The sequence below is a fragment of the Paranoxybacillus vitaminiphilus genome (assembly GCF_003259935.1).
Classification (GTDB): domain Bacteria; phylum Bacillota; class Bacilli; order Bacillales; family Anoxybacillaceae; genus Paranoxybacillus; species Paranoxybacillus vitaminiphilus.
In genome coordinates, this window is record NZ_QLMH01000008.1 from 32,903 (window position 1) to 57,888 (window position 24,986).

General features: G+C 39.0%; 21 protein-coding genes. 3 read left to right on the forward strand and 18 right to left on the reverse strand.

All coding sequences use genetic code 11. The features are described from left to right. Nucleotides 1-28: 28 nt before the first annotated feature. The 7 genes from B0I26_RS10475 to B0I26_RS10510 form a co-directional block, all read right to left on the reverse strand. Entirely contained in the window at nt 29-1,195 is a 1,167-nt protein-coding gene (locus tag B0I26_RS10475) for an acyl-CoA dehydrogenase family protein (protein WP_111645391.1), read from the reverse strand. A gap of 491 nt (nt 1,196-1,686) precedes the next feature. Further along, entirely contained in the window at nt 1,687-3,186 is a 1,500-nt protein-coding gene (locus tag B0I26_RS10485; protein WP_111645393.1) for an aminotransferase class V-fold PLP-dependent enzyme, read from the reverse strand. Nucleotides 3,187-3,469: 283 nt separating this feature from the next. After that, entirely contained in the window at nt 3,470-4,885 is a 1,416-nt protein-coding gene (locus B0I26_RS10490; RefSeq protein WP_111645394.1) for a Na+/H+ antiporter NhaC family protein, read from the reverse strand. Between the two features lie 260 nt (nt 4,886-5,145). Continuing rightward, nucleotides 5,146-5,865 (reverse strand): trehalose operon repressor, encoded by a 720-nt coding sequence (treR, locus tag B0I26_RS10495; RefSeq protein WP_111645395.1) that lies wholly within the window; start codon nt 5,863-5,865, stop codon nt 5,146-5,148. Between the two features lie 25 nt (nt 5,866-5,890). Next, nucleotides 5,891-7,579, reverse strand: a complete 1,689-nt coding sequence (treC, locus tag B0I26_RS10500) for an alpha,alpha-phosphotrehalase (protein WP_111645396.1) — start codon at nt 7,577-7,579, stop codon at nt 5,891-5,893. Nucleotides 7,580-7,683: 104 nt separating this feature from the next. Then, on the reverse strand, nt 7,684-9,096 hold the full coding sequence (treP, locus tag B0I26_RS10505; RefSeq protein ID WP_111645397.1) for a PTS system trehalose-specific EIIBC component: 1,413 nt from the start codon (nt 9,094-9,096) through the stop codon (nt 7,684-7,686). A gap of 35 nt (nt 9,097-9,131) precedes the next feature. Continuing rightward, nucleotides 9,132-9,629 carry a PTS sugar transporter subunit IIA gene (locus B0I26_RS10510; protein ID WP_111645398.1) on the reverse strand — a complete coding sequence of 166 codons (498 nt, stop codon included), beginning with the start codon at nt 9,627-9,629 and terminating at the stop codon, nt 9,132-9,134. A 244-nt stretch (nt 9,630-9,873) separates the two neighbouring features. Between B0I26_RS10510 and B0I26_RS10515 the strand changes: the two genes are divergently transcribed. Next, entirely contained in the window at nt 9,874-10,632 is a 759-nt protein-coding gene (locus B0I26_RS10515; protein WP_111645399.1) for a MerR family transcriptional regulator, read from the forward strand. 218 nt (nt 10,633-10,850) lie between these two features. Here the strand turns inward: B0I26_RS10515 and B0I26_RS10520 are convergent, their stop codons facing one another. The 7 genes from B0I26_RS10520 to B0I26_RS10550 form a co-directional block, all read right to left on the reverse strand. Continuing rightward, the gene (locus tag B0I26_RS10520) at nt 10,851-11,234 is read right to left on the reverse strand and encodes a PilZ domain-containing protein (RefSeq protein WP_111645400.1); all 384 of its coding nucleotides are present in this window, start codon (nt 11,232-11,234) and stop codon (nt 10,851-10,853) included. Nucleotides 11,235-11,346: 112 nt separating this feature from the next. Next, nucleotides 11,347-13,782: a DNA topoisomerase IV subunit A gene (parC, locus tag B0I26_RS10525; RefSeq protein WP_111645401.1), complete on the reverse strand. Its 2,436-nt coding sequence runs from the start codon at nt 13,780-13,782 to the stop codon at nt 11,347-11,349. Nucleotides 13,783-13,785: 3 nt separating this feature from the next. After that, nucleotides 13,786-15,759 carry a DNA topoisomerase IV subunit B gene (parE, locus tag B0I26_RS10530; RefSeq protein ID WP_111645402.1) on the reverse strand — a complete coding sequence of 658 codons (1,974 nt, stop codon included), beginning with the start codon at nt 15,757-15,759 and terminating at the stop codon, nt 13,786-13,788. Nucleotides 15,760-16,007: 248 nt separating this feature from the next. Then, the gene (locus B0I26_RS10535; protein WP_111645403.1) at nt 16,008-16,427 is read right to left on the reverse strand and encodes a CoA-binding protein; all 420 of its coding nucleotides are present in this window, start codon (nt 16,425-16,427) and stop codon (nt 16,008-16,010) included. 125 nt (nt 16,428-16,552) lie between these two features. Continuing rightward, complete coding sequence (locus tag B0I26_RS10540) at nt 16,553-18,439, reverse strand: thioredoxin domain-containing protein (RefSeq protein ID WP_111645404.1); 1,887 nt, start codon at nt 18,437-18,439, stop codon at nt 16,553-16,555. Between the two features lie 76 nt (nt 18,440-18,515). Beyond that, nucleotides 18,516-18,698, reverse strand: coding sequence for a DUF255 domain-containing protein (locus B0I26_RS18855; RefSeq protein ID WP_111645405.1), 183 nt, complete (start codon nt 18,696-18,698; stop codon nt 18,516-18,518). A gap of 267 nt (nt 18,699-18,965) precedes the next feature. Further along, nucleotides 18,966-19,199: a helix-turn-helix domain-containing protein gene (locus B0I26_RS10550; protein ID WP_342767124.1), complete on the reverse strand. Its 234-nt coding sequence runs from the start codon at nt 19,197-19,199 to the stop codon at nt 18,966-18,968. A gap of 367 nt (nt 19,200-19,566) precedes the next feature. Here B0I26_RS10550 and B0I26_RS10555 point away from each other — a divergent pair, with 367 nt between their 5' ends. After that, nucleotides 19,567-19,779, forward strand: coding sequence for a hypothetical protein (locus B0I26_RS10555; protein ID WP_111645406.1), 213 nt, complete (start codon nt 19,567-19,569; stop codon nt 19,777-19,779). Between the two features lie 325 nt (nt 19,780-20,104). On the opposite strand, the gene B0I26_RS10560 is transcribed toward B0I26_RS10555, so the two are convergent. The 3 genes from B0I26_RS10560 to B0I26_RS10570 all read right to left on the reverse strand — a co-directional run bounded on the left by B0I26_RS10560 (nt 20,105) and on the right by B0I26_RS10570 (nt 22,150). After that, nucleotides 20,105-20,431 (reverse strand): YnfA family protein, encoded by a 327-nt coding sequence (locus tag B0I26_RS10560; RefSeq protein ID WP_111645486.1) that lies wholly within the window; start codon nt 20,429-20,431, stop codon nt 20,105-20,107. 317 nt (nt 20,432-20,748) lie between these two features. Next, nucleotides 20,749-21,345 carry a hypothetical protein gene (locus B0I26_RS10565; protein WP_111645407.1) on the reverse strand — a complete coding sequence of 199 codons (597 nt, stop codon included), beginning with the start codon at nt 21,343-21,345 and terminating at the stop codon, nt 20,749-20,751. 106 nt (nt 21,346-21,451) lie between these two features. Further along, nucleotides 21,452-22,150 (reverse strand): EAL domain-containing protein, encoded by a 699-nt coding sequence (locus tag B0I26_RS10570; RefSeq protein WP_111645408.1) that lies wholly within the window; start codon nt 22,148-22,150, stop codon nt 21,452-21,454. 242 nt (nt 22,151-22,392) lie between these two features. Here B0I26_RS10570 and B0I26_RS10575 point away from each other — a divergent pair, with 242 nt between their 5' ends. Beyond that, nucleotides 22,393-22,731 carry a helix-turn-helix domain-containing protein gene (locus B0I26_RS10575; RefSeq protein ID WP_111645409.1) on the forward strand — a complete coding sequence of 113 codons (339 nt, stop codon included), beginning with the start codon at nt 22,393-22,395 and terminating at the stop codon, nt 22,729-22,731. A gap of 100 nt (nt 22,732-22,831) precedes the next feature. On the opposite strand, the gene B0I26_RS10580 is transcribed toward B0I26_RS10575, so the two are convergent. After that, nucleotides 22,832-24,538, reverse strand: a complete 1,707-nt coding sequence (locus tag B0I26_RS10580; protein WP_111645410.1) for a methyl-accepting chemotaxis protein — start codon at nt 24,536-24,538, stop codon at nt 22,832-22,834. Between the last annotated feature and the right edge of the window lie 448 nt (nt 24,539-24,986).

Consider the following 24,986-nt stretch of genomic DNA (forward strand, 5'->3'; position numbering starts at 1 on the left):
TATAATCGTAAAATCTCACTTTTTCGTTTTACTCATGAGAAAATGCCCGCTGAGCGAGAAGAGATAGAGTGATATCATCTGCGGGCGGGTTATGAAGCCCTGCTCTTACATCGCGATAAAATCTTTGCAGGGGACTGGAGGTAAATAAACTTTGTCCTCCGACAATGCGCATCGCTTGATCAACAATTTTGACAGCCGCATTCGTTGCTGCATATTTAACTGCGGCAAGTTCCGGCCCCATGTGTAACCGTTTATCCGGATATTGATCCCATTTTTCAGCAACCGAATACATAAAATGCCGTGCGGTCATGAGTTCGATGTCAGCTTCTGCTATCTTTCTTCGCACCTCTGGCAACTCTTTAATCGGATGGGACAAACTGTTTGGCTGATACGTTTGTGCAAAATGAATCGCTTCATCTCGTGCTGCAATAGCAATCCCTAAATAACAAGCAGGAATATGCAGCAGCCATCCTTGAGGGTTTCCTTTTTTCTTTTGTGATTTCATTTCCACAAGCGCTTCTTCCGGCACCTCGACGTCTTCCAGTATTAAATCATCACTTCTTGTTCCTCTCATTCCGAGTGTATCCCACGTTTCTTCTATTTTCACTCCTTTGGTGAACCTCGGAATAAGAAAGTCAGCTACCTCTCCTGTTTCCGCAATCGTTGCAGAGACAATAAAATAATCAAGGGCCGGGGCCATCGATGTATACGTTTTTCGCCCATTAATCATCCAACTGCCGTTACACTTTTTTGCTGTTGTTTCCGGTCTTCCCCCGCGAGCGGGACTTCCTGTTGCTTTTTCCGATTGGGCGCTATTGATTAAATATTGGTGTTGAATAATTTCTTTACATAACCGTGAAAAAACAGACTCTTTCCATTTTCTTTCTTGGGCGATATTCATAATGATTCCTAAATGCCATCCGATCGATAAAGCGGTTGCTGCATCTCCTTGAGCAATGGTTTCTTGCACTAATAGAAACTCATAGAGGGAAATTTCCTGTCCGCCGTATTTTTTAGGGATGGTCAGTGAAAGAAACTGCTCCTTCTTTAATTCCGCAAAATTTTCAAATGGAAAAGCGGCTTGCTCGTCATATAAATGAGCCCGTTTTCGAAACTGTTTTGCTAGTTCGGCTGCTTTTTCGTATAATTTCTCCTCGCGTTCCGTACGAATAAATAACTCATATATCTCCTTCATATCCTTCATCTTTCCTTTTTTTATTTATTTGCTACTTATTTTACATTTTACTTATCATAAATAGAAAAATATATAATTATAATTATGAAACTAAAGATGGTCATTGTTTCAGTTCCAATGATACATGCCATCCGAATGTTAATGATTAAAAATAAGTGTTTTAACGATGGTTTTTAACATAGAATCCGTTTTAACCTTTTCTAAGAACGGAAAATCATTGGAAGTTACAGATAATTTTGCAAGTGGTTTCACTTTGCTTTCACATATCCATTCATCTTTAATACCTCCTTGTTTGAAAAAGTGTTTGGGAATGATATAAGAAGTACATCCATCTCTCCAAAGTTCTCCCTTAAACTCTTCATTAACGGAAAAATAATAAAATCGCTTAATTCCCTTTTTCGTTTGAAGGGTAATAAAGAGCCAACATATTCACTTCGATTAATAACGGCAAAAAACATGGGCCAAATCTTGATGATTTAATTTCTTGAACGTTAAATTTCGAACAATTGCCGAATGTCTTTATCGTCTTTCAGATGATAAAACTCGTTTTTCTCTTTACTATATATATAATCTTTTTTCCATTCATCTTTGTATAGCGTAATATAACGGATTGCACGGACAATTTCATATATCTCTTCATTTGTCATAATTGGATGAAGGGATACACGGATCCATCCCGGCTTATTCAGAAAATGGCCTTGTTGAATTTGCTGTGTTATTTGTTTGGATGTCTTCTTGTCGATTTGGAATAAGTAATGACCATACGGCCCGGCGCAAGAGCACCCGCCCCGTACTTGAATGCCAAATCGGTCGTTTAGCCATTTAACCGCTAAATTGTAATGAATTCCTTCGATCGTGAAAGAAACAATTCCAAGCCGATCTTCACGATGTCCCTCTAAAACGCGGACATGAGGTATCGTTTTTAAGTTTGATAATAAAATCGAAACCATCTCTTTTTCCCGCTTAATCATGTTTTCTACACCCATTTGTTCTTTTAATTTAATAGCTAACGCGGCTTTGATAGTTTGCAAAAACGGTGGCGTCCCTCCGTCCTCACGGGCTTCAATATCGGAAATATACTGATATTCCCCCCAAGGGTTGCTCCAAAGAACAGTGCCTCCTCCTGGATGATCGGGGACGTTGTTCTGATATAATCGTGAATCAAATATTAAAACACCGGAACTTCCTGGTCCCCCTAAAAATTTATGCGGCGAAAAAAAGATTCCGTCTAATTTTTCAAGCGGGTCATCCGGGTGCATATTAATGGTTGTGTATGGAGCCGATGCGGCAAAATCAACAAAGCAAACTCCCCCGTGTTCATGCATAATTTTGGCCAATTGATGATACGGCGTTTGAATTCCGGTTACATTGGAGCATGAAGTAAATGCACCGATTTTCATTTTCCGGTGACGATATTGCCCTAATAGTTGTTTTAAATGTTTGATATCTACATCTCCGTTGCTCGTTGGTCGAATCGTTACGACATCGCCAATCGTTTCCATCCAAGAAAGAATGTTCGAGTGATGCTCCATATGAGTAATAAAGATAATCGGACGCTCTTCATCAGCAAGAGATAGCCTATTTTTTAGTTGTTCAGGGATTCGTATTCCTAAAATGCGCTGAAGCTTATTGATGGCCCCCGTTGTCCCTGAGCCGGTCATAATAATAACGTCATCGGTATCGGCGTTTACATGATGCTTAATGATTTCCTTTGCTTTCTTGTAAGCCAATGTCATCTTTGTTCCTGTTACATTCGACTCTGTATGTGTATTCGCCACAAATGGCCCAATTTCCTCGCTTAATTTTTTCTCAATCGGTGCGTATAGACGCCCGCTCGCTGTCCAATCCGCATAGATGATTCGTTGTTTTCCGAACGGTGAATCAAAATAATGATGAACCCCGATTGTTTGTTCTCTGAATCGTTGAAAATAAGACTCTAATTCTCCGCAAAATGTAAAAGCGGCTTGGCCAATGTGTATTCTGACGTCCATATGAACATCCTTTCATCTAGTCTTTTATTCATAAATTATGTTATGTACCCGAAAACGTTAAATAAAAAACCGCAATCCCTATAGAAGATTACGGTTTTCAATGAGTATAATTATTAATATCTCTAATGATTTATTTATTTTGTTATTTTGTCATTTTGTTCATTTAGAACATTGTTTATTTTAAAATAAATATGCTGTATTACTAAATATAATAAGAATCCCAAGTTTTTTTCGCTTACATGGATTTGCTAAGTTTCGCAAAATTTCTAAGCTGTCATTATCGTTAAAAAACGATAGGAGCAATTAAATAACCAATAAAAGATAATCCACCGCAAAGTAAAGAAATTTTCAATTTATACTTAGCGTATTCCATTACATCTAAGTCCATGATCGCGGCAGTCGTTATCGTTGTATCTCCCAATGGAGAGGCAAATGCTCCAAATGTCCCGCTTGCAAAAACAGCGCCTATTGTCATTGGCAATGACGCATCTGTTGCCGCAGCTAACGTCACCCCTAACGGTATAAATAACCCCCATGTCCCCCAAGATGTTCCTATAAAATAAGAAATAAATGAACCAAATAGAAAAATGGCGGCAGGGACAATCTGCTTTGGCAGAAATGTTCCAAATGTGGATGATATGTATTCAGAAAAACCTAAATCTTCAGCTGTTAGTGAAACCGCCCACACTAAAATAAGCATACCAATAGGAATCATTAGTTGATTCCCACCATCAAAAAAATGATAAATCAGTTCATTTAACGACTGGTGACGAAATAAATAAAAAAGAATGGTGATGATTAGCGTAAAGAAAAGAGCAAGTAACATAACAAAAGTCGCATCTGCCATCGAAAAGGCCTCTATTACTGTTTTTGCACCTTTCGCTTTTCCGTCATACCAAAATAATAGCAGCGTGAACAACCAAATGAGGGAAAGCGGGAAAATAAGATGTAGCGGCTCCCCTACAACTAACTCCAGCTCTTTCTTTATTCCTAAACGGTGAAAATAATTCGTCTCCTGTTGTTCCCGTTCATTTTTTTCGCTTTTCGCGCGGTTGCCGATGTTCATAAATGTCGTGAACAAGCCAATGATCAATGCAATAATGGCAAAAAAATTAAAAGGCAAGCTGGCCATAAACATTTGATAGGCTGATTCTTCCAGACCGTTTTGTTTTAAAGCCCCTTCCACAACCGAAGTCATAAAGCCGATAAAAGCGGTAGCAGCCGGCAATAATACAATAATTGGTTCTGTTGATACATCAATAATGTATGCCATTCTTCTTTTATCGATATGAAGCTTTCCAATCATCGATTTCATCACCGGACCAATTAACATGATGCGAAACATCGGCGTAAAGAACGTAAATGGAACGGTAAACCATACGAATAATAACATTCTTCTTTGCGAATGAATTTTTTCACTCATCCATTGCACAAACCCTTTTACGCCTCCAGTTATTTGCATCATTCCAATTAACGCACCAAAAAGGTACAAGAAAAAAACGACTTTTACATGTTCGACATCTATCAAACTTTGAATAATGTATTCGATTGCCTTTTTGAATCCGCCGAACAAATGCGGCTCTAAACAAAACGAACCTACTAACAATCCTAATATAAGTCCCAATAATATTTCGCGAAGCCAAATTGCCATTGGAATGACAATTAAAAATGGTAATAGCGATAACCATGAAGCTTGCATCATCCTCATCTCCTCTGTATGTTACAAGGATAGCCATAAATTTTTCGTGATATTACAATCATTTTTCTTAATAATGAGGTATGTTATTTTCATTTTAACATTGATTATTTAGAACATAGTTTAATAAAAACACAAACTTTATTCATTACTTTTTCTCTTGTTCTTGCTTAAGAGTATTGCGTAATAAGGTTGTTTCCCCGCTTCTGATAAGCAAATAAAAAAACACCCGTACGAATGTACAGGTGCTTCACTTCAATACATTACTGATGACTTCTCCGGGCAAAATCAACAAAACGAAACTTGTCAAGCCGGTGTCTTGATTCCGTGTACTGAAACAAGCTGGCATCGTCCAAATATACGAAATTTTTAACGACAACGATATGTTCGTATCCATCCAAGTCTAAATATTTGTAATCCTCATCGGTTGCTTTATCGACAAATATTTCTTTTTTCGCAAAACTGATTTTTAGTTTTAGCACATTTTCAATATATTCGTAAATGGAATCTTCACATATTTCTCGCGTTAAAGAAGGTACAAATTTTTTATTAAAAAAATCCTTATCTAAAATAATTTTTTCCCCTTCGATTTCCCGCGCGCGAATGACTTTCCATACTTCATCTTTATTTGTGACGTTTAAATGTTTTTTCAAATCATCATCAGGCTTCACAAGCTCCAATTCACAAACAATGGTTTTTGACGGCTTTTTCATTTTCTGCGCCAGCTCTTTAAAACTGACCAATCCGGAAACAGGAAAATCATATTTGCTCACATCGAGAACAATGGAACCTTTTCCTTTCATTTTTTGAATGTATCCATGTTCTGATAAAAGATTTAATGCTTTGCGAATCGTCTCCCGTGAAGTTTTATATTGCTGAACCAATTCATTTTCTGATGGCAGTTTTTCATTTGCTTTGAATATTCCGTGCCGAATTTTCGATAACAAATCATTATAAATGGTTAAATATTTGTTTTCTTTCATGTTTATCACCGAAAATATTGTATCATTATTTTTTCAAGTGATAAACGATCGATTCGTAAGGCCGCAATGTCATTTTTTTGAAATTTTCTGGTGAGTTTTCATAATTCGAAAGCAAAATGGCGCTTGTATAGCCTTCGATGTCAACGGTATTTGGCAGTTCGAATGTTGTTTCTTTGCCATAAAAATTGTTGACAACAAGAAGTTTCTCGTTTTCTCCATTGCGCACATAAGCAAAAATGGCTGGATGCTCTTCTAAAATGAGCTGGTAATCACCGGTTGTGATAATGTCATACTCTTTCCGTAATTGAATGAGCCGCTGATAATGATAAAAAATGGATGTTGGGTCGTTCAACGCGTTCTCCACATTAATCTCTTTATAGTTATCCGCCACGCGAATCCACGGCGTTCCCGTTGTAAAACCGGCATGCTCACTTCCATCCCACTGCATTGGCGTGCGCGAATTGTCACGCGATTTACGTTTTAAAATTTCAAGAACTTCTTCCTTTGTTTTTCCTTTTTCTTGTAAAATTTTGTACATATTTAATGTTTCCACATCACGATAATCTTCAATTCGATCAAATTTCGGGTCAGTCATCCCGATTTCTTCGCCTTGATAAATATATGGAGTGCCTTGCATCATATGAATGACCGTCGCAAGCATTTTTGCCGATTCTTTATGATATTTTCCATCATCCCCATAGCGGGAAACGACACGAGGCTGGTCGTGGTTGCACCAGAATAAAGCATTCCAGCCGCCGCCTTTATTCATTTCTACTTGCCATGTCGATAAAATTCGTTTTAATGCCAAGAAATCGAAATCGGCAATCTCCCACTTTTCTCCGTTCGGATAATCGACTTTTAAATGATGGAAATTAAACGTCATATTTAATTCTTTCCGCTCCGGATTTGTATATTTAATGCAATGATCAATCGTTGTCGATGACATTTCGCCAACGGTCATAATGTCATATTTCGAAAATACTTCGCGATTCATCTCTTGTAAAAACTCGTGAATGCGCGGACCGTCTGTGTAAAATTTGCGGCCGTCCCCCGGCGGCACAGAGCCGTCATCATCGAGAAAACGCTGATCTTTAGAAATTAAATTAATGACATCTAAGCGAAAACCATCGACACCTTTTTGAAACCAAAAGTGCATCATGTCATAGATTTTTTTACGCAGTTCTTCGTTCTCCCAATTTAAGTCTGCCTGTGTGACATCGAATAAATGCAAGTAATATTGACCGGTTTGTTCATCGTACTCCCAAGCTGAGCCGCCAAACTTTGACTCCCAGTTCGTCGGTGCGCTTCCATCCGGCTTCGCGTCTTTCCAAATGTAAAAATGGCGATATGGATTATCTTTTGATGAACGCGCTTGTTTAAACCATTCATGCTCGGTAGAGGTATGGTTAACGACCATATCCATAATAATCTTGATTCCGCGCTGATGAGCTTCATCAAGCAAACGCTCAAAATCTTCCATTGTTCCATACTCTTCATGAATGCTGAAGTAATCGCTAATATCATAGCCGTTGTCTCGCTGCGGCGATTGATAAATCGGTGTTAACCAAATGACGTCGATTCCTAATGTTTTTAAATAATCCAACTTTTCGATAATCCCTTGTAAATCACCGACTCCGTTTCCAGTTGTATCTTTAAAACTTTTTGGATAAATTTGATAAACCACTGCCTTTTTCCACCAAGGTTGTTTTTCCATTGATAACCACCACCTGTTATTCTTGTTGAAGCACATGAAACAAAACGATACCATTGGCAAATGGCTTATATACCAATGGCATCGTCGCAAGAAATGATGTTTGCTTATTTATCTTTCTTTAGTTTTGCAAAGATCCAAGTCAATACAATTGGTACAGCAATCGCAATCGCCATACCGATAAAGAATGGAATCCATTTTTGCGGCACGATCGATAAAAATCCCGGCAGACCGCCCACGCCAATGGATGGAGCGATTACTTTATTAAGCGTAATAAACATACCGGCAATCGCCGCTCCTGTCATCGCGGCAATGAACGGATATCTAAAACGCAAGTTTACACCAAACATCGCTGGCTCCGTAATGCCTAGATAGGCTGAAACAGCGGAAGTGAGTGATAATCCTTTTAATTTTTCATCTTTCGCTACGAACATCATGGCTAATGCTGCAGAACCTTGTGCAATATTTGACATAACAAGAATCGGCCATAAGAATGTACCGCCTGTGCTTGAAATTAACTGTAAGTCCACCGGCAGGAATGTATGGTGCATTCCTGTAACAACTAATGGAGCGTACAATGCACCGTAAATAAGGCCGCCAATCGCTGGAACATTATCAAAAATGCCAACAAATACGTTTGTAATCGCATTACCGATCGCGAACGTAACCGGTCCAATCGCGATAAATGCTAAAAATCCTGTAATTAATAGTGCAAGCGGTGCAACTAACAATAATTGGAACGCATCCGGAATTCGCTTACGCAAGAAAACTTCAATTTTCGCTAAAACATAAGATGCGACTAATACGGGTAATACTTGACCTTGATAACCTACTTTTTGGATTTCCAAGCCAAATAAATTCCAAACTGGAATATTTCCTTCTTGCTTTGCGGCACCCCATCCCCATGCATTTAAAAGATCAGGGTGTACAAGCATTAATCCGAGAACAATACCTAACAATGGACTGCCGCCAAATTTATTCACCGCAGACCAACCAATTAAACCAGGCAAGAAGACGAATGCTGTATTAGCAATTAAGTTAATAATGCTTGCTAAATCAGCCCATTCTTTATGCACTTCAACGAACGATTTGTCATCATAAAAAATTCCCGGCCCTGTTAACACATTGTTAATTCCCATTAATAAACCGGCTGTTACAATCGCTGGCAAAATCGGAATAAAGATGTCTGCCAACGCTTTAATCGCACGCTGCAGCGGATTTAATTTTGCTTCAGCTGCATCTTTTATTTCTTGTTTTGTCGCCCGGCCAATCCCTGTCATTTCCACCATTTCATTGTACACTTTATCGACAAGCCCTTGGCCGATGACAACTTGGAATTGACCGTTTGCCGAAAACGAACCTTTTACAATATCGATGCTTTCAAGAGCTTCTTTATTCACTTTTCCTTCGTCTTTTAAAGCAAATCTTAAACGCGTTACGCAGTGCGTTGCGGCAACGATATTCTCTTTTCCTCCAATCGCTTCCACAATGTTTTCGACTGATTGTTTGTTGACACTCATTATGAACCCCCCCGTAATCGTTTACAAAAATATTGTCATTTTGTTATTATGTGCATCAATGGATCCGTTCCTGCCTTTGCGTGAGCAACCGGATATTTCTCTATGGACTGAACTGTGTCCATATTCGTAATGACAATTGGTGTAATGGAACTTGCTGCTTTTTCCTTAATGAACTCAAGATCGAATGTAATTAAGCGATCTCCGACTTTAACTTTATCGCCCACTTGAACATACCCTGTAAATCCTTCCCCGTTTAACATGACTGTTTCAAGTCCGATGTGAATTAATATTTCCAGCCCTGTTTCGGAACGGATACCGATCGCATGTTTCGTATGGAAAAACTGAATAATTTCTCCATTTACAGGTGAAACAACCTCTCCATCGACCGGTTCAATGGCAATCCCTTCTCCCATTAGCTTTTGAGAAAAAGTAGGATCGGGAACTTGTTCAATATCAACAGCTTTTCCATTTAAAGGAGCGAACAACGTCTCTTCTTTTTTCAGCTCTTTTTTTGCAAATAATTTTGTAAACATAACTAGCACTCCTTTTAACCGCTTTCAAAAACTTGTATATACAAGTTGTTTTCATTTTAACCTGTATATACAAGTTAGTCAACAAAAAAATAATATTTTTTATTTTCGTCATATTCGCTTAAATGCCTGACTGTATTTGTTTGTATGAATTTGTAATGTTTTGTCGCCTAGCAGGAAAACAGACAGGGAGTAGTGGAATAAAAGTGTAATCATTTTTAAAACATAGAAAAAGGAAGGGATTTGGATGGAGACATATACGTTAGCAGAATTCGCAAAAACGATGGGCGTATCGCCAAAAATAATAAAACAATGGGAAAAAAATTTTAAAACGTACATCTCGATACCGCGGACAAAACAAGGCGCACGCATTTATACAGAAGCAGAAGCGGATTTTTTTCAAAACATTAAAGCTTTGTATGAAAAAAAGTTAAAAAAATATGAGATTATGAACTATTTACAATCGCAGGGCATCCAGACCGAGTCAACATGTTTTTCTCAAGAGGAAAATGCAGGCGAGCAAATGGCTGTGAATGGAGAAATGATGGAGGTTCATTTAGTGAACAAAGATTTCCAAGAAACTTCGCTGCATTTGAAAGAAGAACTTCGAGAAGAAGTATATGTATCAAACATCATGAAAAAAGAAAAGATAAATCAAACTCATTCCATTATTTCATCTATTTCATCGCCTGTGTCAGACCTCAAAAGTTGTACGCAGAAAATTTCCGATCAGCATGAAGCAGCAACTCATACCTTCGTTCATTTAATGGAAGCGGAACACCATGCACAGGCTATTCAAGATCCTTTCCAAAACACAAAGATAGAAATGTCAGAAGAGATTTTACAGGAAGAAAGAGAACATTCTCTTTCAACGCTAGAACATGAACAAAAAATTATGGAACGTGAGCGTGCATTCCGCGAGCTTGTTTTATCTTTTAGAGGAGCGGCAGCAGCCGAAATGAAAAAACCAAAAAAATGGTGGAAATTTTGGACGATGAGTAAATAAAAAACGCAAGCAACGGTCTACTATGATGACCAGCGCTTGCGTTTTTCCTTTTGTCTAACATTTTCTCTAACTCTTCAGCCTCATACGGCAAAATAACAGCTGAATTCAATAAAAAAGACTGCAGCAAATGATCTCATACCCCCTCGGTCAACCAACCGCTTTGCTGGCTATGATGCAGAGTAAGAAAACGCTGTCTCTATTCCATCTGAGTTGAATTTTTATTGATTAGAGCTAGAACGCTTATAATAATTTGCTGCATATTTTTTCAACTCATCGATTAGTTGTCGTTCTTCCTTATGTGAAAGGATTAGATTGACTCCGTAAAAATAGTCATTGGCAAATTTTCTTTGCCATACTAATTTTCCTAGAACCGTTAACTCCAACTCGCTTAAAGTAAACGTGATTTCGATGATAATGATTTTCTTATCAAGGGGGATATTTAACGGCGTTCCAATTTTCATGCCTTTTGGGCTGATGTCATGAATTTCTGCTTTGCCTTTATCGGTTTCAACCTTCTTTTCACCAACTTGTACAATTCGAAAAGTACAAGGAAGCGGCTGACCAAATTCGTAGCGAAATGCTTCTTGTCTTTTAAACCTCACATAAATCCCCTCTTTTAAGAATTTACAACTCTCAATATATCGGGAAGTTGAGAACATTGCAAGAAAAAAGCGACTTCGTGACAAGCCGCTTTCCTTATTGTTAATTATACGTTTATTCTCCAAGATTGTTAAGAAGAATCCACATCTCTTTTACTTCGCCTGCTTCCTCGGTGTCAACGAGAAAATCGCCGTTGTTATATCGATCAACTAATCGCAGCTGTGCAGACTGGATGACCTCGATGTGTCCGTTTTCTGTTTGTAAACAAACGGTCTCGTTCTCATTTTCTGTTAACAATGAGGCAACAATGCGATGTGGTTTCGTCTTTAACTCTCGTAACATCACAACGCCGCGTTTTGCCCGTGACGTTTTCTCAAATTCAATGAGCGGCATTTTCTTCACCGCACCGCGTTGAGTAGCGATAATTAAATATTGTAAATCTTGATTTTTAATTTGATGAGCAGAAACAACAAAGTCGTTTTCTTTCAGATTAATTCCTTTTACTCCGGCAGCGCGCACACCAACCACACTAATTTCTTCTTCACTGAACCATAGCCCGTATCCTTGATGAGTGACAAGGAAAATATCTTGCTTTCCATCCGTTGTATAAACCGCCACGACTTGATCGTCTTCTTTTAAATTGATAGCTGCGAGCGGTTTTGTGTAACGTTGCACTTTGTATTGGCTTAGCTCGGTTCGTTTCACTAAACCGCCTTTTGTCACAAAGACAAGATCAAGAGGCTGTGCAAAATCCTTTACCGGAACCGCGGCGATAATCTCATCTTCGCGTTCTAATGGGACGATGTTCGAAATATGCTGCCCTAAATCTTTCCAACGAATGTCAGGCAATTCATGAACAGGGCAATAAATATAATTTCCATGGCTTGTAAACAACAGCAATACATCGGTTGTGCTCATCTCCAGCTGCGCAAGCAAACGATCAGATTCCTTCATTCCTAAATCTTGTCCGTTGGAAGCGGAGTAAGATCGAAGGCTTGTTCGTTTTACGTATCCTTCTTTCGTTACGGTCACCATCACCTCTTCTTGCGGAATCATAATCTCTAAATTAATTTTAATTTCTTCAATTTCCTCTTCAATCGTTGTCCGGCGTTCATCGGCATACGTTTTTTTCATTTTTTTCAAATCTGCTTTAATGACCGAAAGCAGTTTCTTTTCACTCGCTAAAATCGCTGTTAGTTCAGCAATTTTTTTCGCCAGCTCCTCCGCTTCCTGTTTTAAGGCAGTAATATCTGTATTCGTTAAACGATACAGCTGTAACGATACAATCGCTTCTGCCTGCGCTTCGGTAAACTGGAATTTGGCGATTAAATTGTCTTTCGCATCGCGTTTATCTTTCGAAGCGCGAATCGTCGCGATCACTTCATCAAGAATCGATAAAGCTTTCATTAAGCCTTCGACGATATGTTCGCGTTCGCGCGCTTTTTTAAGTTCAAATTGCGAACGATTCGTGACAACCTCTTTCTGATGTTCAATATAAGCGTCTAACAATTCCGGAAGGCTTAACAGTTTTGGACGCCGCTTATGAATCGCCACCATATTAAAATTATAAGGTACTTGCAAATCTGTATTCTTATATAAGTAGTTTAAAATTCCTTCTGCGTCTACGTCTTTCTTTAATTCGATGACAATTCGCAAACCGGTGCGGTCCGTTTCATCGCGAACTTCAGCAATTCCTTCCAGCTTCCGTTCAAGACGAAGTTCATCGATTTTCTTGACAAGGTTCGCTTTATTGACCTCGTACGGAATTTCCGTAATGACAATTTGCTGTTTTCCGCCTTTTCCTGTTTCAATCGTAGCTCTGCCGCGGATAATAATTTTTCCTTTTCCGCTCTCATAGGCTTTTTTGATGCCGTCTTTTCCTTGAATAATGCCGCCTGTTGGAAAATCAGGGCCATGAAGAACGGTCATTAGGTCATCCACCGTACAATTCGGTCGATCAATTCGCATAATCACCGCATCAATCACTTCGCCTAAATGATGCGGCGGAATTTCTGTCGCATATCCCGCAGAAATCCCTGTTGAACCGTTTACAAGCAAGTTCGGAAACATCGCTGGCAGCACGACAGGCTCTTTGCTCGTATCATCAAAGTTCGGAACAAATTCAACGGTTTGTTTGTCAATGTCCCGTAATAATTCCGAGGCGATGGCGGAAAGACGGGCTTCCGTATAACGCATTGCTGCCGGCGGGTCGCCATCAATGCTTCCGTTATTTCCGTGCATTTCAATTAAAATGTTGCGCAGCTTCCAATCCTGGCTCATCCGCACCATCGCTTCATAGACGGAAGAGTCTCCGTGCGGATGGTAGTTGCCAATCACATTTCCGACTGTTTTTGCCGCTTTGCGAAACCCTTTATCAAATGTATTTCCGTCCATATACATCGCATACAATATGCGGCGCTGCACCGGTTTTAAACCGTCGCGCACATCAGGAAGCGCGCGCTCTTGAATAATATATTTACTATAACGCCCAAAACGGTCGCCCAATACATCTTCCAATGGTAAATCTAAAATTCTCTCTGTCTGTGCCATACATTATACCTCCTCTGCGACCGATAAATGTTCATTTTCTAAAATATTCACATCATCTTCCAAACCGAAAGCGACGTTCGCTTCAATCCATTTGCGGCGCGGCTCTACTTTATCGCCCATAAGCGTTGTCACCCGGCGCTCCGCTCTTGCCGCATCATCAATCCGCACCCGGATTAACGTGCGCGTCTCTGGATTCATCGTCGTTTCCCACAATTGATCCGCGTTCATTTCACCAAGACCTTTGTAACGTTGAATCGTATATCCTTTGCCCACTTTTTTGATGGCTTCTTTTAACTGCTCATCGGTCCAGGCATACTCGACAATTTCTTTTTTGCCTGTTCCTTTACTTACTTTATAAAGCGGCGGAAGCGCAATGAATACTTTGCCTGCCTCAATCAGAGGTCTCATGTAGCGATAGAAGAACGTCAGCAGCAAAACTTGGATATGAGCCCCATCTGTATCAGCGTCCGTCATAATCACGATTTTATCGTAGTTAACATCTTCAAGCGAAAATTCCGGACCGACACCGCCGCCAATCGCGTGAATAATCGTGTTAATTTCTTCGTTTTTAAAAATATCAGCCAGTTTTGCCTTTTCCGTATTAATCACTTTACCGCGCAACGGAAGAACAGCCTGGAAGCGGCGATCACGCCCTTGTTTCGCTGAACCGCCCGCAGAATCCCCCTCCACTAAATACAGCTCATTTTTTTTCGGATTCCGCGATTGTGCCGGTGTCAACTTGCCGCTTAACATCGCTTCTTTTCCTTTGCGTTTTTTGCCGCTGCGCGCTTCTTCTCTTGCTTTACGAGCCGCTTCACGCGCCTGGAACGCTTTAATCGCTTTTTTAATCAACATCGCGCTGATGTCTGGATTCTCCTGTAAAAAGTAAATAAGATGTTCGGAAACGACCGCATCTACAGCCGAACGCGCTTCACTCGTTCCAAGCTTGCCTTTCGTTTGCCCTTCAAATTGCAGCAACCCTTCCGGAATACGCACAGATACAATCGCTGATAAACCTTCACGGATGTCGGAACCTTCCAAGTTTTTATCTTTTTCCTTCAATAGTCCAACTCTGCGCGCATATTCATTGAATACGCGCGTCATCGCTGTTTTCGCACCGGCTTCATGTGTGCCGCCATCCTTTGTGCGCACATTATTGACAAAAGAAAGGACATTTTCAGAGTATCCGTCATTAAATTGAAAGGCAAATTCCACTTCAATCCCGTTTTGCTCTCCTTCAAAAAAAACGACCGGATGAAGGACATCTTTTTCTTCGTTTAAATACTCTACAAAAGCTTCAATTCCGTTTTCGTAATGAAATACATCGCGCATATCCGTGCGTTCATCAATGAGTTCAATTTTCAGCCCTTTTAATAAAAACGCTGACTCGCGCAAACGTTCGCTTAACGTTTCATAACTAAACGTTGTGGTGCTAAAAATCGTCGGGTCAGGCTTAAAATGAATCGTTGTTCCTGTCCTTTTCGTTGTTCCGATTTTTTCTAGAGTCGTAACAGGTTTTCCTCCGTTTTCAAATCGTTGCTGATAAATAAAACCGTCGCGATGAATCGTCACCGTCAGCCATTCAGACAGCGCGTTCACGACAGAAGCACCGACGCCATGCAGGCCGCCGCTCGTTTTATATCCGCCTTGGCCAAACTTGCCGCCGGCATGCAGCACCGTCAAAATCACTTCAGGCGTCGGTTTTCCGAGTTTATGCATTCCCGTCGGCATCCCGCGTCCCTCGTCTTGGACAGAGATGCTGTTATCTTTATGTATTTTTACAAGGATATAACTTCCATAACCGGCTAATGCCTCATCAACAGAGTTATCAACAATTTCATAAACGAGATGATGCAATCCGCGGCTGTCCGTGCTCCCGATATACATTCCCGGGCGCTTTCGTACCGCCTCAAGTCCTTCGAGTACTTGAATTGCATCTTCATTATATTCATATACTTGTTTATTCGTCACGCACATACCCCTTTCAACGCAAAACAAGAACATTTGTTTCTGTTTGTTTATTTTAACATAAATTTTTGAAACGTCTATGCCTATTTTAACGATTCCAGCAAAATAAGCAAATTTCCTTACTAAAAATGGAAAAAGACTGACCCTAAAGCAAAGTATCAGATCCCGCAACCACCATATATAGCGTTAAATAAGAACACGATATATGATGAATGGCGTGTGAGATCAGACACTTTTCGGTCAGCCCCGAATCCGTTTTAGTTCTTTTTCGTTAAGGCATGTTCGACTTTAATACAGCGATCCATCACAACGGTATACCCTTTTTCTTTTAGAAACTCGTAGGCTTCCTCATTGACAACTCCTAATTGGGCCCAAAATACATCCGCGTCGATTTGGACAAATTCACGGGCGATTTCCGGCAGATGCTCCGGACGGCGGAAAACGTTGACAATATCGACATGACCGTCAATGTCTTTTAACGTTTTTACCGCTTTAATCCCTTCCCATTCATCAATCGTCGGGTTCACCGGAATAATTTCATATCCTGCGTCTTTCATCGCTTTCGCTATCATATAAGACGTGCGCTCAGGATTATTGGATAAGCCAACGACCGCAATGCGTTTTGCTTTTTGTAAAATTTCAGCGATTTCTTCGCGGCTTGGATTCGTGATCGCCATCTTGTTTCTCTCCTTTTGTTATTTTTTCTAATATTTCTTCATAAAAGAAGCAGAATCCTGCTATTTCCCGTTAAAAACATTCTCTTTCATTAATGTTCCAAAAACATGCAATCGATATAGTAAAATTACTTTTCATCGAGCAGCTGCTTCATCACTGCTTCCACATCAGTCGTCGGCTGTAAACAAGCAAAATTTTCACATATATAGACCGTTGTTTCGTCTCCAATTTGTTTATATTCCGCTGCAAACGGGGCAATCGCCGAAAAATCAGCGGGATGTTCAGCGGCCAATACGGAATAGTTCGGAACAAATGCTTTTTGCAATTGCTTTAACAGTCTTTCTCTTTTTTCGTCGCCCTTTTTTCCAAAAATCACAATTTCCTTTGCCGGCATCGCAAAAAGCAACAAACCTTGAAGGAAAAACGTATGACCGCTTTCATACGCTTCCACTTGACGCTTGAAAGTCGAGTACATCTTTTCCGCCTTGTCTAATAGCTGCAAGTCGCCGGTAAGCCGGGCAAGGCGAATCATTTGCACGGCGGCAACGCTGTTTCCCGACGGCACAGCCCCATCGTAAATTTCTTTTTCGCGAACAATTAACTGTTCTGCATCCTTTCCTGTAAAATAAAAACCGGCGTTTTCCTCATCCCAAAAGAGCTCAAGCATCTCTTTCGTACGCTTTATCGCTCTTTCTAAATAAGAACGTTCAAATGTCGCTTCATACATCTCGATATAGGCCCAAATCAAATAAGCGTAATCGTCAATAAATCCTCTGTTTTTCACTTCCCCTTCACGGTAGCGCACCATCACTCTGCCGTCTTGAACAAGATGTGTTTCAATAAATGCGAGCGCCTGCTTTGCCATCTCAAGGTAGGCATCATTTTCATATACTTTCGCCGCTTTTGCTAAACCAGCAATCATTAACGCATTCCAAGCGGTTAAAATTTTATCATCAACATGTGGATAAACACGTAGAGCACGTGCGGCAAACAACTTTTTCCGCGCCGTCTCGAGCTTTTCTTTTAGCTCTTCATTCGTCAGTCCATATCGTTTCGCAACCCCTGCTAAGTTCGTATGAATTAAATTAGGTACATTATGTCCTTCAAAATTCCCTTCTTCTGTGATATCATACACTTCGCAATACCATTCACCCAATTCGGTTCCGAGCACGTTCAACACTTCATCTTGATTCCATACATAATATTTTCCTTCGATTCCCTCTGAATCTGCGTCAATCGCCGAGTAAAACGCTCCTTCTTTTGAGGTCATTTCCCGTTTCACAAACTCGATGATTTGCCCGCTTATTTCTTTGTAGCACTCATTTTTTGTAAGCTGATAAGCTTCCGTATAGGTCATTAACAGCAAGGCATTATCATAAAGCATTTTCTCAAAATGCGGCACAAGCCACATCGCATCGGTTGAATAGCGGGCAAAACCGTAGCCAATATGATCGTAAATGCCGCCGTTCGCCATGCTGTTCAATGTTTTTTCTGTCATGAACAGCGCCTGTTCTTCACCTTTCCATTTGTAATAACGCATGAGAAACATCAGCATATGCGGAATTGGAAACTTCGGAGCACCGCCAAAGCCGCCGTAAACGCCGTCAAAACTGTTCGCCAACTGCCGATATGTTTTTTCCAGCGCAGCTGATGAGAGTCGGTCGTTACCGTGAGCTTGAGCAGCTTGCGTTAGGCCTTTCGTAATTTGTTCGGAAATGCTGATAATTTCTTGTGGATTTTCCTTAAATTTTTCATATAACTGTGTAATAACTTCAATAAAGCCCGGACGTCCGTACCGGCTTCGTTTTGGAAAATACGTTCCTGCATAAAACGGCTTTTGCTCAGGAGTTAAAAACACGCTAAGCGGCCAGCCGCCATGCCCTGTGAGCATTTGACAAACACGCATATAAATCGAGTCAATATCCGGCCGCTCTTCCCGATCGACTTTAATAGATATATATTTTTCATTTAGTATCTTGGCGACTTCTTCGTCCTCAAAACTTTCGTGCGCCATGACATGACACCAGTGACATGTAGACTAATACTCCAATTCTTCTGCGTATTTCTATTCCAAGCCCCCTATTCGAGGGCTAGGAATAACCGATGGACAAAAACACTGGCTTGCCTTCCCTTTTTGCTTTTTGAAACGCTTCCGGCGACCATTCCAACCAATTCACAGGATTTGTTTCATGTTGCTTCAAGTAAGGACTTTTTGACAATACTAGCCAATTGTATTTTTCGTTATAACGATCACGTTCAAGATATTCTTTCATATGTAACACTTCCCTTTATTAAATATTAGAACACTTCTTCCACCTTTGCTTGAACGGTTGTCCATCAGACCGTATAAAAGTATTTGCTTGGAAGATACGTTTGTGTATATTTTACCAAGTATTTCCCATGAAAATACAATAAAAACAATCTCAAATTGGAGAATTATACAATATAGATATTTCATAATATATTTGTCAAAAATAATTTTTAAATACCTTGATAAACAGAATAAAAAAACAGATATCCCTATATAAGAGACATCTGTCCTAGTCGTTATCGTTCATTAGCCGATCTGTTCCATAAATTTGTTTGTTAATCATTGTATAATTACTATCCCGTTTATTATATTTGAATGCTCGATATGCAGTTTCTTGAACTACATCCAGTGCATCATCTTTGTTTTTTAGATAAATAAATGCAATTCTATAAATTTCTCCTTCATACGGCTGAAATATTTTCAAAAATGCTTCTCCATCGCCTTTCTGGGCTCTTTTAATCAATCTTATAATTGAAAACACCTCCAATAATTGCTTTATCAATTATTAGACGTAAAGAGTTATAATTTAGCTTTTAGTTTTCGAAAATTTTTTCAACTATATAAAAACAAGGATGTCTCAAAAGTGTTCGTATATTGTTCACTTTTGGGGAATTTTTTTGGCAAAAAAGAAGAAAACCGTTCCTTTTTTGGTATCATAAGGTCACCATATCATTTATTTAACATGATGTCCTATATATTGTGTCGTGGAGTCTGACCTTGGACAGCCTCTTTTTACTCCATCTACTTATAGAGAAAATAATCACAAGTAAGGGCTAATAAGCATATTTGTATAAGTGAACACTTTAAAAAAATGATGGAGGAACAAAATCATGACACACGAAATTAGAAAAGCGAAAATTAAATGTGAATTCACGAATGGTTTTTCTCTCTCCCCCGATACTTCGACAGAAGAAGCTTTACAGACAATTTTAGATGCAGTAAAAAAAGGGAAGACTGCAGAGGTAAAAATTGTTGCGGAATATATGGATGGAACAGAAGCAGATTTTGAATTTGCGGATGAAGAAGATGATGAGGAAGATTAAATTTATGCCAATAAAAATAAATACTCCTTTTTCATGAAGAGCATTAGGAACGTTTACAAACATTGTAGCTACAGGTTCAGTCGTTTATTCCATTCGTAAAGCTGGACTAGAGGAGAGGTTAGAGTAAGTTGATACTTTAACCTTTCCTCTTTTTTTTCGCTAGTCGATTTATTTTTATTGATATATCAGCATTTTTATTGTTTTATCGTATAAAATCGCAACTAAATTAGCATACCAATTAACAGAATGACAATCATGTTGGATGATAGTATGCAAATTAGATTTATTCTTTCTTAATTGCTGTCCTCAGACTGCCATTTTTTGTTTAATGTCTCGGTGCCCAGAGCATTACAGAAACACCAACCAAACATATTACCACCCCTAACCAATCATATAAATCAGGGGTTTGTTTATCTATCCCCCAGCCCCACAGTACAGAAAGAATAATAAAAACCCCTCCATATGCAGCATAGACTCTGACAAATGAAGGGAATGATTGAAATGTAGCTATAACTCCATACAATGCTAAAGCTATTCCCCCAATTAAACCTAAGTAGAAGGGTTTACCTTCCCTCAACCATTGCCATATAAGATATCCTCCACCTATTTCAGCTAAACCTGCAAATAAGAATAATAATATTGTATAAAAAATATTGACCACTCCCTCTTTTTAAAAAAATATTATCACTATTCATATTATCCTAAAAAGAAAAAAGACACCCACTTCCTTTCATTAGTGTCTTCTTCATCTCATATATTTACATATGTGGAAAACTAACCATCAAAGTTCTCTTCCCTAAAAGCAAATCCAATTGAGCTAATTAAATTTACTAAACATCCCTGCTCTTTACTTTAGCAAAAAAGCTTTACTCCTGCTTTTTGAAGTAATACTTCCATTCGTAGAAATGTGTTTTTCAACACATTGTTGATAATGAACAAAACAAAAAAAGAGCTTTCCGCTCCTATTATTCAAAGTCTTAGTATACGTTGAATGTCTGTCTCCACCGCATATACACGTTTGTTAAGTGCTGATGTTTTGTCATCGACATATTCAACAATTTTCTCAGTATATGCACCAAGACTGTCAATTAAATTTTTTTGCAGCTGCTCTTGCCCTTTTTTCAGCTCAACAAGTTCAAAACGTATTTCTTTTTGCCCTTGTTCCAAGCTATTTAACCGTTCACTTAATTGCTTCTGGCCATTTTCTAAACCATCTAATCGTTCGCTTAATTGCTTCTGGCCATTTTCTAAACCATCTAATCGTTCGCTTAATTGCTTCTGGCCATTTTCTAAACCATCTAATCGTTCGCTTAATTGCTTCTGGCCATTTTCTAAACCATCTAATCGTTCGCTTAATTGCTTCTGGCCGTTTTCTAAACCATCTAATCGTTCGCTTAATTGCTTCTGGCCATTTTCTAAACCATCTAATCGTTCACTTAATTGCTTCTGGCCATTTTCTAAACCATCTAATCGTTCACTTAATTGCTTCTGGCCATTTTCTAAACCGCCTAACCGATTGTTTACTCTCTGTAACTCGCTAAGAATTTGTTTTAGTGTATCTTCCATCTCCAATTCCCCCAAGTAATTTCTTTTATTATACCATGTGTTCAACATAAAAAATCAACAAAGTTTTTTAACAGAACTAGTCAACAAATGCAGACTTGAAGTAGAATTACTCTGTTATTGGAATTGGTTCCCCTAATAAGTATCCTTGTCCAAAATGAACACCCAATGCTTTCGCAACCGCTAAATCCGCTGGCTCTTCAATCCCTTCCAAAATCAATTTCATATTTTTATCATGACAAATGTCCAAAAGCATTTGAATCACTTCTTGTTTTTTTTTTGAAACAGCTAAATCAATGGCAAAATATCGATCTAACTTCACAAAGTCTGGCTCCAGTTCGATGACGGTTCGCAATGATAATTCTCCTTTGCCAAAATCATCAAGTGCAACGGTATACCCCTTGTCCTTCAAAAAAATGATTTCTCTTCTGAGTGCTCCCATGTCTGAAATTTTTTCTGCTTCGTTGATTTCAAACACAATGTTTCGATTGGAAGACTGTACGCTATTCAGAAAGTTAGGAAAAAACGAGTGAAGCACAGTAGAAGGATATACATTCACGAATTTTGTGTGAATTTCTTTTACAGAAGACAAAGCAAGCTGAACAGAACAAGTATCCAAGTCATACAGCCTGTTTTTTTTCATTGCAAATTGAAAAAGACTTTCGGGATTTTGGAAGAACTTACAACGTAACAAAGCTTCATAACCGAATACTTTCCAATCTTCCAAAGCATATATCGGTTGGTAAACATGATGGAACAATTTCTTTCGTATGATATCATCTAAAAGCATTTCATTTGCGACTGACACAGTAAAAACTCCCTATCTAAATCATTTGAGACAGTTAGAGAATAAACAGCATAGGTATGTATACCTATACTAATCCATGTTCGATTTCTTCGACATAGTTTATTAAAAACGGATATCTAATCAATCCTTAGATAAAAAAGATACCTAATTATATCTATAGTATATCAAAATAAATTTTTAATATCTATAGTCTCTTCGATAACTTTAAAGATTGAAGCTACAGTTACCTATGAGGTGATAATATGAGTAATTTGCCAAAACTTATTGGGGAGCGGATTCGAAATTTCCGCAAAGAGAAGGGATTGAGCCAAGAGGAATTAGCTCATAAAGCCAATCTCCACACTACATACATAGGACAATTGGAGCGTGGAGAGAAAAACGCCACTTTGGAAAGCGTAGAAAAGGTGGCTAACGCTCTGGAGATTTCATTAGAAGACCTCTTCCGGTCGATCAATCCGCATGCCAATTCTCACGAGTACACATTGTCCCAAATCGTCACACGTTTGCAAACAATGAGCATCAAGGATCAAAAAATGATCCTCAAATTCTTGGACCTATTGCAAGACTGGAAAGATCAATGAAAAGCATTGGATTATCAAGCAGTTCGGACAAAACAGGAAACAAAAAGAGGCGGAAGTATACATTCCGCCCCATAGATGTAACACGTTTGTGGTTCGATCGTTATACTTTAAACTTTCCAACAAGACTTTGTAATTCTTCCGCCATTCTGGCCAGAGTAGTGGCTGAAGCAGTAATTTCCTCCATAGTGGCCAATTGCTCTTCGGTTGCGGCAGAAATATTTTGTGTTCCTGATGCCGCAACTTCGGCAGCTTCTGTAATCACATTAATGGAATGAAGAATCTGCTCTGTACTTGCGGCCATTTGTTGAACAGCAGATGAAACTCCTTGTATTTCGCCTGCCACTTCGCTCACAGAGTGCTGAATTTGTTCAAATTGATCTCCAGCAGTGTTAACGATGACAATACCTTCTTCCACTTCAAGAGTAGCCCTATCCATTGATTGAACTGCTTTTTGCGTTTCATCTTGAATCGAGTTGATTAATTGTGAAATTTGCTGGGCCGATTCAGCTGATTGTTCCGCCAGCCTGCGTACCTCGTCAGCAACAACCGCAAAGCCTCGTCCATTTTCTCCTGCTCTTGCTGCTTCAATTGCCGCATTTAATGCTAAAAGGTTTGTTTGGGCAGCAATATCAGTAATAACTTCAATGATTTTCCCAATTTCTTCGGAACGGTCTCCTAAGCCTTTTATCAATTTTGCTAATCCAGAAACGGTTTGATTAATTGAGTTCATTTGTTGAATGGAAGTTTTAATCGTTTGTTTCCCTTCAACTGCTTTTTCCGAAGTTAAAACAGCCATCGTTGACACTTTTTGTGCATTGTCGGCAATCTGCTGGGCTCTTATGGACATTTCGTTAATGATTTTCGAAGTCTCCTCTACACTTTGAGCTTGTTTTTCTGCTCCTGCAGCTACTTCCTGAATCGTTAAAGCAATTTGTTCCGTTGCTTTATTCATTTGTTCCGCACTTGCGGTAAGCTCTTCAGACGAAGCTGCTACATGTTCTGATGTTTCTGTGACTTGTTGAACCAACTCACGCAAACCGTTAACCATTTTATTGAAGGAATTTGATAATATTCCAAGCTCATCTTTGGATTGATACGCCGCTTTTATCGCAAAATTACCTGTCTCAGCCTGAGCCATTAAGGTTTGTATGTCTTTAAGAGGATTTGTAATCATTCGGGTGATCAAGAAGCCGAACAAGGAACTCAAGCCTACGGCGAATAGCGTAATACCAATCATAATAACAGAAGCTTTTTTCTTGCTGTTATGATTTAGGTGATATAGATTGTCCGCTATTTCTTCGTTATAATCGCCGAGTTCTTGAGCTAACTTGTTTACCTGACTCCGCAGGCTTTTTATTTGAGACAATAGATTGTAAGCATCCTTTTGTTTATTTTCCTTCACTAAACTCAATACTTGCTGAACTTGACTTTCATATTTTTGATATATTTCTTTAAGCTGGGCAAGTTTTTCGCTTTCAAATTGATTTAATCTGGTTCTCTCGTATTCACTGATTAATTGTACATTTTGATTCAACCTCTCCTTCATTTGCGTTTCTAAATCATTTATTGTTGCAAGGTCTTCTGTGATCATTAACTCCAACATAAAAGAATCGATGGCCCTATTATTAATACGAAATTGACCGAGCCATTTAATGGGCAATAGCCGATCCGTGTACATTTTCTCGGAATTGTTCGACATTTCGTTCATATAATGATAACCTGTAATCCCAACCCCTCCTATAAATAATACCGAAATCACAACTAATATCACCAATTTTTTCCCAATTTTTAAATTTCGAAGTAACATTTCCTATTGTCTCCCACCTTTCTTGATGATAATTGTAGCTATATATTTATGTATCGGATTTATCGTACTTTTGTTTATACTCTCATGAGAAAGGCTTCACCTTCTCGGTCAAATCTCAGCTGTTCAAAAACACATTCACTCCCCCCTGACACTCCATGTGAATGGACGGAGGACAGAAATGATAATTACAGCCAATGTTGAAATGATCAATGTTTTAGAGAAGAGAGCGTCGAATTAACATATTTTTGAGGAGTGTCTACACAAAAAATCCTATATTTTCGCCGTCCGAATTCTTAGTCGGCATATTTTGGCGAAAAATAAAGTGTATTTTATGATGAGGGGTAAATAAACTGAAAATTTTTACAATCCTTAAGATAACGGGGTGCGTAGTTCAAAATCAAAAAATGATAGACGGAATAATAAATAATTGATTAACAAAATAAATTCA